Annotated in this window: 12 protein-coding genes; 7 read left to right on the top strand and 5 right to left on the bottom strand. The window is 36.9% G+C overall.

The annotated features are described in order from the left end of the window. Nucleotides 1–206 precede the first annotated feature (206 nt). The 4 genes from PQ460_RS08435 to PQ460_RS08420 all read left to right on the top strand — a co-directional run bounded on the left by PQ460_RS08435 (nucleotide 207) and on the right by PQ460_RS08420 (nucleotide 5,848). Nucleotides 207–1,031, top strand: a complete 825-nt coding sequence (locus PQ460_RS08435; RefSeq protein ID WP_274172345.1) for an AraC family transcriptional regulator — start codon at nucleotides 207–209, stop codon at nucleotides 1,029–1,031. A 229-nt stretch (nucleotides 1,032–1,260) separates the two neighbouring features. Continuing rightward, nucleotides 1,261–2,241, top strand: coding sequence for a LacI family DNA-binding transcriptional regulator (locus PQ460_RS08430; RefSeq protein ID WP_273612970.1), 981 nt, complete (start codon nucleotides 1,261–1,263; stop codon nucleotides 2,239–2,241). A 104-nt stretch (nucleotides 2,242–2,345) separates the two neighbouring features. Next, nucleotides 2,346–3,836 carry a glycoside hydrolase family 32 protein gene (locus PQ460_RS08425; protein ID WP_274172344.1) on the top strand — a complete coding sequence of 497 codons (1,491 nt, stop codon included), beginning with the start codon at nucleotides 2,346–2,348 and terminating at the stop codon, nucleotides 3,834–3,836. A 2-nt stretch (nucleotides 3,837–3,838) separates the two neighbouring features. Next, on the top strand, nucleotides 3,839–5,848 hold the full coding sequence (locus PQ460_RS08420; protein WP_274172343.1) for a sucrose-specific PTS transporter subunit IIBC: 2,010 nt from the start codon (nucleotides 3,839–3,841) through the stop codon (nucleotides 5,846–5,848). Nucleotides 5,849–5,945: 97 nt separating this feature from the next. Here PQ460_RS08420 and PQ460_RS08415 read toward each other — a convergent pair whose 3' ends face one another. From PQ460_RS08415 to PQ460_RS08405, 3 genes are all read right to left on the bottom strand, one after another. After that, on the bottom strand, nucleotides 5,946–6,206 hold the full coding sequence (locus PQ460_RS08415) for an AbrB/MazE/SpoVT family DNA-binding domain-containing protein (RefSeq protein WP_273612973.1): 261 nt from the start codon (nucleotides 6,204–6,206) through the stop codon (nucleotides 5,946–5,948). Nucleotides 6,207–6,428: 222 nt separating this feature from the next. Then, nucleotides 6,429–6,803, bottom strand: a complete 375-nt coding sequence (locus PQ460_RS08410; protein WP_273612974.1) for a hypothetical protein — start codon at nucleotides 6,801–6,803, stop codon at nucleotides 6,429–6,431. Nucleotides 6,804–6,840: 37 nt separating this feature from the next. Next, the gene (locus PQ460_RS08405; RefSeq protein ID WP_337994000.1) at nucleotides 6,841–7,803 is read right to left on the bottom strand and encodes a Gfo/Idh/MocA family protein; all 963 of its coding nucleotides are present in this window, start codon (nucleotides 7,801–7,803) and stop codon (nucleotides 6,841–6,843) included. A gap of 336 nt (nucleotides 7,804–8,139) precedes the next feature. Here PQ460_RS08405 and PQ460_RS08400 point away from each other — a divergent pair, with 336 nt between their 5' ends. From PQ460_RS08400 to PQ460_RS08390, 3 genes are all read left to right on the top strand, one after another. Then, complete coding sequence (locus PQ460_RS08400; RefSeq protein WP_273612976.1) at nucleotides 8,140–8,541, top strand: LysM peptidoglycan-binding domain-containing protein; 402 nt, start codon at nucleotides 8,140–8,142, stop codon at nucleotides 8,539–8,541. A gap of 244 nt (nucleotides 8,542–8,785) precedes the next feature. Beyond that, nucleotides 8,786–9,751 carry a peptide-methionine (S)-S-oxide reductase MsrA gene (gene msrA, locus PQ460_RS08395; protein ID WP_274172341.1) on the top strand — a complete coding sequence of 322 codons (966 nt, stop codon included), beginning with the start codon at nucleotides 8,786–8,788 and terminating at the stop codon, nucleotides 9,749–9,751. 190 nt (nucleotides 9,752–9,941) lie between these two features. Next, nucleotides 9,942–10,115, top strand: coding sequence for a DUF2188 domain-containing protein (locus tag PQ460_RS08390; RefSeq protein ID WP_273612978.1), 174 nt, complete (start codon nucleotides 9,942–9,944; stop codon nucleotides 10,113–10,115). A 98-nt stretch (nucleotides 10,116–10,213) separates the two neighbouring features. Here PQ460_RS08390 and PQ460_RS08385 read toward each other — a convergent pair whose 3' ends face one another. Together PQ460_RS08385 and PQ460_RS08380 are read right to left on the bottom strand one after the other, a co-directional pair. Further along, nucleotides 10,214–12,217, bottom strand: a complete 2,004-nt coding sequence (locus PQ460_RS08385) for a coiled-coil domain-containing protein (protein WP_274172340.1) — start codon at nucleotides 12,215–12,217, stop codon at nucleotides 10,214–10,216. A 183-nt stretch (nucleotides 12,218–12,400) separates the two neighbouring features. Beyond that, entirely contained in the window at nucleotides 12,401–13,045 is a 645-nt protein-coding gene (locus PQ460_RS08380; RefSeq protein ID WP_273612980.1) for an SDR family oxidoreductase, read from the bottom strand. Nucleotides 13,046–13,146 lie beyond the last annotated feature (101 nt).

Below are 13,146 nucleotides of genomic sequence, written 5' to 3'. Positions count from 1 at the left end.
CGACAATCTAGCAATGCTATGATAAACCCTTTATGTATGATGGACTTATACATACCATTGTCCTTTTTTGTTGATGATGTAATCTTGATGTTTTATAAGCTCGTTACAATAGTATTACTATTTGGTTTCAATTAAAATGAATAATATGATTAAAACATGAACTATTTGGTCAAATTTTAAATTTGTTGCTGAAAAGAGGATTTTTAATGGAATTAAGTGGAGAAATTTGTAAAGTTTACACCGCAGGTTATTCGTTTCATCGAAAACCTTTTTATATGAATGAGCCCGAAGGTGTCAAAAGTTACTTATTCCGTTTTCAAACCGAAGGAAACTGTTTGCTCCGTTACAAAGGAGGTATGGATGACGTCGAAGTAGGTGATCTACATCTGTATGCACCTGATGAACCGTATGAGCTAAAAATTGATTATACGCCTAATGCGGCAGGCTTACCTATGGTAGAAAGCGGCGACTATCATATCTTTTTCGGTGGTGAATGGGCAGACAAATGGTGGAAGCGTACAGAGCGACCTGCTAAAATAAAAATTCCGCTTAGTGATAATATCGTTGATTTATTACGTCAGATTTCGATGGAAAAAAGACGGATCGATGATCCTTATCCTGAGATTTTGTCTTATTATATGAAAATTCTGTGCTTATCGATCGATCGTTATTTATCCGAACAGCCTAGCAGTGGTCCAAAAACCTATTTAGCGTATCAAATCAAAAATTATATTGAAGAAAATGCGTCTACTGCGTTCAAATTAGATGATGTAGCGATGTATGTAGGAATTAGTGTTTCGCGGGCTGTTCATTTGTTCAAAGAAGCTTTTGATACAACGATTATGCAATATGCCCTTGATGTTCGGCTGAATATGGCACAAGAGCGAATTGTATTTAGTCCAATGCCACTGGAAGAAGTTGCTGAATCTTCTGGGTTTGCAAATTATACGTATTTTCACCGGGTATTCCGTTCTCGATTTGGCATGTCACCCAAAGAATTTCGGATCTCAAAGCGTGAACATATCACTTAAATAGGTAGCAACTACGCCAATATTTTACGTATGAATCATCTATAGGTAGAGAGATTCTTTGATCTAAAGAACCTCTCTTTTTTCATGTATAATAAACAGAATACACATTATAGATTATTTCATCACTTGATAGAGCATTTCATTGCTTGATAAATCAGTTCAGCGCTTGTTCTATCATTTGTTTATGAGCTATCTCAATATTTTGGATCTTTATAAGGAGCTTACAGCTATGAAAACGATTATCGATATTGCTCAAGCTGCCGGTGTTGCCAAAAGTACAGTATCACGTTATCTGAATGGCGGCTCGGTGAGTGACGAAACAAGAGAAAAAATCGAACGCATTATTAAACAATATAACTATGTCCCTAATACATTTGCTCGCAGCTTGAAAGCCAAAAAAACAAGTATTATCGGGATTATTGTACCGCGACTAGATTCCTTTGCTGTATCTCAAATGTTAATAGGTATTGATGATACTTTGCGCCAAGAACAGTACCAGATGTTACTTGCTAATGCTAATCAAGAAACAGCTCGTGAGATCGAAGCGATCTATGAATTTTCCCGTCAAAAGATTTCGGGATTGCTGTTTATGGCAACCAAAATTACAGATGAACATCGCCAGGCTATTGCGAAATGCAATATCCCTGTTGTACTTATTGGTCAAGATGACGCGCTGTTACATAGTGTTATTCATGATGATCGTCAGGCTGGTTATATGTTAGGCAAATATGTATTATCCAAAGGGCATCGCCAGATCGCTTATCTAGGGGTGACTGAACAAGATGATGCAGTAGGTATCCAGCGTAAACTAGGATTCCAGCAAGCTTTTGAACACACAACTGATTATGATATCCGTTACTATGAATCAGGCTTTCGAATGGATCAAGCAGTCATCGCTGCTAATGATCTGCTAGATCAATGGAACCCTTCTATTGTTGTCGCTGCTACTGATAATATAGCGATCGGTGTATTCAAAGCAGCCCTCTCCAGACAGATTGATATTCCGACTACTTTATCGATTACAGGGTTCGGTGACTATGATATTACAGAGATTATGCATCCTGCTTTGACAACAGTCAAATTTCACTACAAAGAAGCCGGGCAGTTAGCCGCTACCAACCTTATTCAGATGATTCATGGAGATTCTGTTCAAAAAACAACGATTTCAACTTGCGAACTTATTGTCCGAGAAAGCGTTGACAATCGTTAAATACCGACTTATAATACATTGGAACCGGTTCCGGTGTATTTTTTTAATTCAAATTGGAACCGGTTCCGTAAAAAGAATATATCAATAGCGATGGAGAATAATTTATGAAAATGAGTCGAACACAGTTATATCGCACCTTAGATCAAGCTGATGTTGGAGAATGGGAAGCACTGAAGGTATTAGCCGATCAAAGCCCGTGGCGTCAGACTTTTCATATTCAACCTGAAGCTGGACTACTGAATGATCCGAATGGATTTTGCTTTTTTAACGGAGAATATCATCTTTTCTATCAATGGTTTCCATTAGGAACACAACATGGTATCAAATACTGGTATCACACTTCTTCTACTGATCTGGTTCATTGGCGTAATCAAGGGATCGGGATTGCTCCTGATACTATATATGATTCTCATGGAGCTTATTCTGGAAGCGCTATAGAAAAAGACAATCTGTTATATCTGATGTATACAGGTAATACGCGTAACAAGGATTGGAAGCGTTATCCATTTCAATGTATGGCTGTAATGAACACACAGGGTCATATCTCAAAGCTACCCCCTGTGATCGAGCATGTACCCGATGGATATAGTGATCATTTTCGTGATCCGAAAGTCTGGCAAGATGGAGAATATTACTACTGTGTCATTGGCGCTCAACGAATCAATCATACCGGGTGTACGGTTATGTATCGTTCGCCTGATCTACAGACATGGACATTTCAAGGAGAATTACAGACATCCCTACCTTCATTCGGTTATATGTGGGAGTGCCCGGATTACTTTGAACTCAACCAACAAGGAATATTGTTATTTTCACCGCAAGGAATAGAACCGTTTGCAGATTCATTTCAAAATATTTATCAGTCCGGTTATATGATTGGTACTCCTTTGGATCTCAACACATGTGAATTTGATCATGGAGACTTTTGCGAGTTAGATCATGGATTCGATTTCTATGCTCCACAGACGACACTTGCACCGGATGGACGTAGATTGTTAGTTGGTTGGCTAGGTATGCCAGAGATTGATTATCCTACAGATCATCAAGGATGGGCGCACTGTCTCACATTGCCACGTGAATTAACGATCGAACACGGGGAACTACGACAACGTCCTGTTCAAGAGCTTACTCAGCTACGTGGACAACGTTATCATGTTAATCATACAGTGGATAATCAACACCATCTGCTATCTTCTATACAAGGCGCACATTATGAAATGCTTGTTCAGATCAGTGATATTCAAGCTACCCGAATAGGCATAGAGTTATGCGTAGGCAACAATGAAAAAACCGTTCTGTATTATCAACCGGAACTAGAGAAATTAACTCTAGATCGCTCATTATCCGGTCAACCTCTAGCGCTTGAATATGGAACAACACGAAGTTGTAGCTTATCTCTAGATGAAGGCACAGTAACACTGCATCTATTTGTAGATACTTCTTCGATTGAAATTTTCGCTAATGATGGTCGTAAAGTATTAACAGCTCGTATCTTCCCTCAACCTGATAGCACAGGAATATCATTATTTACAGAAGATGGAAGCGCATGCTTTGATGTTACACAATGGGATTTGTTAGCTAAGGAGGAACAATAATCATGTCTGAAAATCAAAAAATTGCTCAACAGGTAATCGAAGCTGTAGGAGGTAAAGACAATATCGCCTCATTTGCTCATTGTGCTACTCGCTTGCGGATTATGGTACATAACAAAGAGCTTATCGATCAAGAACGTACCGAAAACATAGATAAAGTAAAAGGTGCTTTTTTCAATTCAGGTCAGTACCAGATTATATTTGGTACCGGTACAGTGAATCGTATTTTTGAAGAAGTTGAAAACTTAGGCGTAGAAAGCACTTCCAAAGACGATATCAAAAGTCAGAGTAAAAATGCAGGGAACTTTTTTCAACGCTCGATTCGTACATTTGGTGATGTATTTGTTCCTATTATTCCTGTTCTTGTAGCCACAGGTTTATTTATGGGATTACGAGGATTGTTAACACAACCTCAAATTCTAGCTCTTTTCGGCATGACACCTGATCATATTTCAGCTAATTTTCTATTATTTACGCAAGTGTTAACCGATACAGCCTTTGCTTTTTTACCAGCACTTGTAGCATGGTCTGCTTTCCGTGTGTTTGGTGGAAGTCCAGTATTAGGGATTGTACTTGGTCTGATGTTAGTCAATCCTGCGCTCCCTAATGCTTATTCTGTTGCCGATGGATCTGCGCATCCGTTAACATTGTTCGGCTTTATTCCTGTTGTCGGTTATCAGGGTTCTGTATTGCCAGCATTTGTTATTGGTCTGATTGGAGCAAAGTTAGAAAAAGCATTACGTAAGCGGATTCCTGAAGCGATTGATCTGATTTTAACACCATTTTTAACATTATTGATTATGATTACGCTTGGACTATTTGCAATTGGCCCTATTTTCCACTCACTGGAATCTGTTGTATTGAATGCGACCATTTATGTATTGGATATGCCTTATGGAATTGCAGGGCTATTGATCGGTTCTTTGCATCAAATTATTGTGGTAACTGGTGTTCATCATATTTTCAACTTTTTAGAAATTCAATTGTTAGAACGAACAGGTGTCAATCCATTTAATGCTATTATCACCTGTGCAATGGCTGCTCAAGGTGGCGCATGTCTAGCGGTAGGTCTCAAAACCAAAGACAATAAGCTCAAAGCATTGGCACTTCCTTCTTCTTTATCTGCTTTTCTAGGGATTACTGAGCCGGCTATTTTTGGAGTCAACTTACGTTATATGAAGCCATTTATTATGGGATTAATCGGTGGCGGTATTGGTGGTTTTATGGCTTCTTTGTTCCATTTAGCAGGATCAGGAATGGCGATTACTGTTATTCCAGGAACTTTGCTTTACTTGAACAGTCAACTTCCACTGTATATCTTATGTAACGTAGTAGCGATCGCGATCGCATTTACACTCACATGGTTGTTCGGATACAAAGATAAAGTAGTGATCAATGCAACAGATTCCGTTGTTGCTGATTCTATTGATTATGCAGAACCATCCACTTCTTCTATTGAATCAAGCTCATCTGCTATCAATAATACAACTTCTGCTTCTGCTAGTTCTCATGCAGTTAGTGACGTTCCGACTGATACCGCTGTATTGAATATTATAGCTCCGATTAGTGGAACACTGGTTCCGTTAGAACTGGTGCCTGATCCTGCTTTTGCCGGTAAGCATATGGGTGAAGGTATAGCGATTGAACCAAACGAAGGTAAATTATACGCGCCTTTCGATGGAACGGTGGCGCATGTGATGGATAAAAGTAAACATGCTATTATTGTTGAACATGCTAGTGGTGTACAATTATTGATTCATATTGGATTGGATACAGTGTCTTTAAAAGGACAAGCATTTACTTTACATGTAAAATCAGGTGATTCTATTCAAGCAGGGCAATTGTTGATTGAATTTGATATCGCTATGATCCAATCTTCTAATCTCTCTGTCATCACACCTGTTATTGTTCCCGATGGTATCGAACATATTCAGCTGATTCAACCTGCTGAACCTCAGCAAGTTCAAGCGAATGAACATTCTATTATGCAAGTGACTTACACTATCTCATCCTAACTATCAAAAAGAAACCTGAGGCGAACCAACGTTATGCTGGTGTATCGCCTCAGGTTTTTATCATTTATTATGACTGTGTTACAGTGAATAGTGAATCTTAACGTTGCGTACGGTAAGCTTCCATCAATTCTTCAATAGCACTACGGCTAATCATTTTACCTTTAAAATAGATAAGGTCTTCTGAATCGCCTGTGAAAATGCAAGAAGGCTCATATTTTTTCAAAATAATACGATCGCTATCGACAAAAATCTCTAAACCATCTTTTACATCAATATTCATTACACGGCGCAATTCGATTGGAATAACGACCCGTCCTAATTCGTCTACTTTTCTTACAATACCAGTTGCTTTCATCATGTTATTTCTCCTCCAATTATATACTAGTATAACCCCTATATGACACTATTATATATCATTCTACAATTTTCTACATTTTTTTCAAATCGTAATAGTTATTATTAAATCATATTCAGTGTAATATGCCAAGTTAAAATTTTCAAATTTGCAAAAATAAATAAAAGCTTCTGTCATTTCCTTTAATTTTCAGGAAATAACAAAAGCTTTGTATACATGGTTATTTTACTCTTCTTCGCCTTCTTGTGAAGCCAATCGACGCTCTGTAGCTGCTCTTGTATCTATCGCTTCGCTAATAACCAGAGCAAGATCTTCATTTCCATACATCGACAATACACCGAATAATGTGTCATCAGGAATATCGCCTGCTTCTTCTTTGGGCACTGTCAAATTAATGCCTTGTTGTAGACGTGGATTATCTACCTGATCTGGATAAGCGGTCTGGTACAATTCTTTAGCATCAAATCCACGATTTACACACCACTGAGCAAATACCAGAATCATCATATCTTCATCCTGACGATAGCTTTGTACAATCTGCTCTTCTCTTAATTTCTGTTGCTCTTTGCTTGTTAGGTTGTCGTAATCATAATCATCCATCATATTGCATCCTTTCGAGGTGAACTATTTCTTTTGTTTATAAATCACACGTTAATCGATCTGCTAAAATATGTGATTCCAATACCAGATCTGCGCGTATACTGCATTGTTCAGGCGTTGATAACCGATCTAGAAAATGATCAACCACTCCCATAAATCCACGCCGTTCCCATATCGTCTCCCAGCTACCAAACTGTTGCTGCTGTGGTAACATATCTTTTTCATATAAATAAGCACTATCCATATTCATCACTTCGGCAGAACGTCCGCCACCATGCAAAATCAATCTTTCCATATCAATCCCTGCACTGCGAGCCATCGTATAGCTTCCGTATCGTCCATTACCTAACGACAACATGCCAGAAGCATGAAGCATCGGACCGTTGCCATTTCCTTGCTGACGAAGCTGATGAGCCATAACCGTATACGTGTCATTACCCAACCACATTAATAAATCCAACATGTGGATCAGATCATCATATACCGTTTCTTTAGCAGGTACACTTTGTAAACGGGTACGATGTTTGACCACTTCGCACAATTCAAACCCGCCTGCTTCAGCTAGCCAGGCATAAGCATTCATATATAATGGAGCAAAACGACGATTAAATCCAACCGCAAGCAACAAATCTTTTTGCTCTGCTGTTGAGGTCATCTGGCGTGCTTCTTCTATATTATAAGATAACGGTTTATCCACATATACAGGCAATCCATATTGCAGACATTTCATTACAATATCATAATGCGTCGAAGTTGGGCTATGTACAAATACCGCATCCAGTTCCCACTTTTGAATATCTTCAATGTCAGTACTTCCTTTTGTCAGTCGAAATGTATCCATCGTCTGGCGCACAGTCTGCTCTGAATGACTGATAATTCCTACGACTTCTATATCTACACGATTGATCAGCAATGGCAAATACACTTTACGAGCAATATCCCCTATTCCGATCAAAGCGATCCGTTTGCGTTTTATATGTTTATTCTCGTGTTCTGTCATCATCTAATCTCCTTCGATCACAAGTATATGTATCTATCTCAGCACTACTTCTACTATAGAAGCAATATCAAAAAGATAAAAGTGATTTTTAAATTTTATCTTTTTTTGTATTTATTTTGAAATTTCATATGGTTTTAAGCTATAACTCATGTGAATTTAATAGCAAAGCTTATAATAAGAGTATACAACATGACAGAACAAATATTTTAAAAATAACATCAAAAAAATATACATCATCTATTGCAATTGTCGAATCATGGTGGTATATTTATATCATAAAGTTACTAAATGAAAGTAAGTTATAAAAAATTATGTAATTACAGAGGAGAAAATATCATGAACACAACATTTAAAAAAGTCTTATTGTCTACTGCTTTAGCTACTAGCTTGGGAGCTGTTGCTCTTGTTGCACCTATGGGAGCAAGCCAAGTATCGGCTGCTGCTGATACAAGTAATCACCAAAAAGCAAAAGACAAAGCAGAACAACGTGCAGATAACCTAGCTTACCAAACAGCAGTATCTCAACAAGTAGAAGCTATGTTTGGAACAGCTAAAGAAACACCAACTGAACCAACAACTCCAGCAGTAACACCAACTAAAAATGCAACAACTGTTATTGTTCCACAAGGTGCTAGCTTGACTGAAATCGCTGCTCAATACGGTGTAACTGTAGATGAATTGATTGCTGCTAACAATCTTTTACCTGCTGGATACCAATTGACTATTCCACAAAAATAAGATGGATCCATCTGATCGGCCAACCGGATATCTTATAAAGACCAAAATATGATTATAGACCGCTCACATGCCAACATGTCAGCGGTTTTTGTCCCTTTATTTACAAATAGATGTCATCCAAATGAACAGTTTATACGTATCTAATGTTTGAATACACTGTTTTTTTGGGTTTTATATAGTGTAAGATATATTATGTATTCTTTAAATTTTAATTATTTATTCAAAGAAATGGAGTGAACGATAAATGAGCAACTCACAATATGAAAAGGCTACTTTTGCAGGCGGATGTTTCTGGTGCATGGTATCCCCTTTTGAAGAACTACCAGGCATCATCAGTATTCGCTCCGGATATACAGGTGGACATACAGAGAATCCGACGTACAAAGAAGTATGTACCGAAACAACAGGCCATGCAGAAGCTGTACAAATCGTATATGATCCAGAAATCTTTCCTTATACTAAATTGCTAGAATTATACTGGCAACAAATAGATCCTACTGATGCAGGTGGACAGTTCTACGATCGTGGTTCTTCTTACCGCACAACGATCTATTATCATACAGATGAGCAACGCGAGTTAGCAGAAATCTCCAAACAAGAAGTAGCTGCTAGCGGACGCTTTGACAAACCAATCGTAACACCGATCGAGCCTGCTCAGACTTTTTACGAAGCAGAAGAATATCATCAAGATTATCACAAAAAAAATACAGGACATTACAAACGCTATCGTAAAGGTTCTGGTCGGGACGCTTTTATCAACGAACACTGGTCTACCAAACTTGATAAAAGTGATCTAAAAAACAAACTATCCGAAATCCAATACCATGTTACTCAAAAAAATGGTACAGAACCTGCTTTCAAAAATGAGTTCTGGGATCATCATGGTGAAGGTATCTATGTCGATATCGTTTCTGGCGAGCCATTATTCAGCTCACTCGACAAATATGATTCCGGTTGCGGATGGCCAAGCTTTACCCGTCCAATTCGAGATTATCAAGTGAAAGAAAATATGGATTTGAGCCACTTTATGGTTCGTACTGAAGTACGTAGTCGTGAAGCAGACTCTCATCTAGGTCACTTGTTCGATGATGGCCCGGGTCCAAATGGATTGCGTTATTGCATTAACTCGGCTGCTCTACGCTTTGTTCCTAAAGAAGATCTAGAAGCTGAAGGATACAGCGAGTACAAAGCAATGTTCCAAGAAGCATAATAATACTAGATTCATCCATAAAGGCTCTTACCGCTAAGGTGAGAGCTTTTTATTATGCCCGGCTACCGTTTCGTCTAAGCATAGACGGGTAAATGAACTACATGGAATCCTTCTTATTCATCCTTTTAGATGGTTGAATAATTAGTGATCATTGTCTTTTATTCTATTTTACTGATAAGGAGTGTTTATAATGCCGTGGACTAACGGAGATTATCCCCCATCTATGAAAAATTTAGATACTCGTGTACGTCATAAAGCGATTGAAATCGCGAATGCTTTGCTAGATGAAGGTTATGAAGAAGGTCGAGCAATCGCGATTGCGACTGCCAAAGCAGAAGAATGGGATAAAGATCATCCCAAATAATGATCTAATGATAAAAAAACGATTGAACACAATGTTCAATCGTTTTTTCATTAATATCTTTATTTATGGAAATTTTATTACATATAGCGATATAGATATTATTCATCATCGTCATCTTCCCAAGTGTCATCATCTCTGTATGCAATATTGGATTTGGATTTGGATGAAGAAGAAATAGACCCGAATAAAGTAATCCCTTTAGAAGTATGAGTATGATAATGGTTGACTACTTTATTGTTATTCTTTTGATTTTGTAATTGACGTGTACGATAACGTTCTTCTGTTTTTGCTTTTTTTAGTGCTTGTTGTTGCGCTGTTATTTGATCATAAGCTAGTTGTAGTTCTGCAATAATACCTTTTATATTTTGTAATGATGCAAATGCAGATTCGTACTGACCATTCATTGTTAAATCTTCATAATCTTTTATAAATTTTTTAAAAGAATTTTTATAACGTTCACTTGCTCCCATGGGTAGATACCATTTTACTGTTCGATAGTGAAGCTTAAAATCATTTTCTAATCTTAACCTAAGGGGCACAGCATCATCACGGTAATCTATTAAGGTATTGATTGTACTAACCCATTGTTCAATAGATTCAATATAGGCTGTACATTGCTGTTGCAATAGATTTAAATTTTGGGGGGATTCTGAGAAAAGAGCATGCACTTTATCGTGTTGTTTCTGTATAGATTGATACTCCTCATCTAACATTGTGTTCATATTCCACTTGATCGCTTCTTGTTCAGCTTTAGCATAACTATATTTTAATTTATACTCAGCTTGCTTTACTTTTTCAGGAAGCTGTTGTTGTAATTGTTGCCACAATTGCAATTGCTCCTGACTAGCATGTAATTCCTGTTCGATATAGATTAATTTAGAATCTAATGGTATAAGGTGTTTTTCAGATTCTATATATTTTTGAATATCTTCATGAAGATACTGTTGAATATGCTCTAAATCTGATTCAATCGTTTGTAAGGCTTTACATGCTTTCTCAAAATTTTTAAATGTATGATTCCAGACTGAAGATTTCCAATCTTGACGCGCTGAAACCCATGTTACAGATAATTCTAATTCAATACTCTTTAATACTTGCAACCGTTCATGTGCTCTTCTATGCTGTTCTCGAACGTTTTCTTGCAGAGCTATTCTATTCTCAATAATAACAATTGATTTCTCAATAGAGTCTTCTAATTGATTCCACAAGGATTGGGCTTGCAATAGATCAGCCTGACGAATAGAAGAATGAAAGGCTTCTAAAGTGTTACTGCTTTTATTTATCCATTGATAGGGATCAATCTCAACAGTTAATAAGCTATGCTTCTCTAGAGAATTATGAATTTCAAGGCGTACTGCTTTTATTTTGTCTTCAAACTCAATAGCATATTGATAATATATTTTTAGTTGTTCATACTGTTTTTGCAATATATTCACTTTTTGCTCTACTTTTTTTAAAAGTTGAAATGATTGAATAGTATCTGAATACTGCCATTGCTTACTTTTGCTGAGTAACTCTTGAATTTCTTTTTGTTGCCTAGACCACTTGGATAAACTTGATCCTATTTCAGTGGTAAAATGGTAAATATGTTGTTCTAGTATCTTAAAGGAATCTTCCCAATGAGTATAATAATCTTGTGTATACTGCTCTGCTTCTAGTAATTCATTTATTTTGACACGATCTAAATTAATTTGTTCTTGAATCGTTTTATGTTTCTGCAAATATTTTTTTAATTCTTCTATCAGTTCTAATGAATCCCAAAAGAATGATGTCCAAGGTAACTTAATCTCAATTTCAATATCTTTTAACTGATCGAGTGTTTCTTTTAATATACTATCTATTAATAAAGCATCTTTTTGAGTAATTCCACTTTTATTTTTTAATATATGATTAGAGTGTTCTAACAGTTCTTCAACTTCCTCTATAAGATTATTATTTTGAACATCAATAATTACTTTAATTTTGTGTATGTAAACAAATTTAGATTGTTTATATAACTTGATTATCCCTGTGAAAATAATAATCAAACCTGGTAAAAAAAATATACTTGCTACAATCCAAAATATAATAATCCATCCGTAGTTTGCTAAAAATCCATTCATTCTTCGTACTCCTTGCTACTATGTAATGTATGTAGTTGATAAGTTTTTATCACTATTCTTATCGACAAAAATACTATAAATGTGAAGAATATACAAAAGAGGCACAGACTAATACATCGTCTGTGCCTCTTTTTCATTCATTTATAAAATAGCTTCAATACTTATTCCATATTCAATCAATGTTTATACAGACTGAATCGCTTCTTCAATAGCATCATCGCCAGACACAAGGTCGAAAGAACGACGATACGTACTGGATTGATCTAAAATGGATGCGATCACTGAAGCGACATCTTCGCGTGGGATACTGCCTTTTTCTCCTAAATGTTCAACCAATTTCACTTTACCTGTACCACTATCGTTCAACAATCCACCCGGACGGATAATTGTATAATCAAGTGAACTGGCTTCTAGCATTTTATCCGCATAATGTTTAGCGACATAATAAGTTTTCATATCGTCTGGCCATTGCGTACGATCTTCTGCATACAATGCGCTCACTAGCACAAAGCGTGAAATGCCTGCTTTCTCAGCAGCTTCCATACTTTTGACTGCTCCATCTAGATCAATCAATAATGTTTTGTCTGCACCTGTGCTACCACCAGAACCTGCTGCAAAAACAACTGCATCTGCTCCTTGAAGCACTTTGGTTAGATCTTCTACTGATCCTTCCAAGTCTGCAAGTACAGCTTGAGCACCTACTTTTTCTAATGCTTCCGCTTGTTCCGGTTTGCGGATAACGGCACTGACTTTATGTTGATTTGCTGCTAATTGAGTAGTTAAGATTTTACCAATCTGTCCATTAGCTCCAATAATTGCGATATTCATTTTAGTGTCCTCCTATAGGCAAAAAAGATTCGGTCTTTACTATGTATACCCCAATTACATACTATTTATTCTGTATGTGTTCAAATTGTACTTGAATCTTT

The sequence above is a fragment of the Paenibacillus sp. KACC 21273 genome (genome assembly GCF_028736095.1).
GTDB classification, from domain to species: Bacteria; Bacillota; Bacilli; order Paenibacillales; family Paenibacillaceae; genus Saccharibacillus; species Saccharibacillus kyungheensis.
This window is presented reverse-complemented; position numbering and strand designations above follow the sequence as displayed.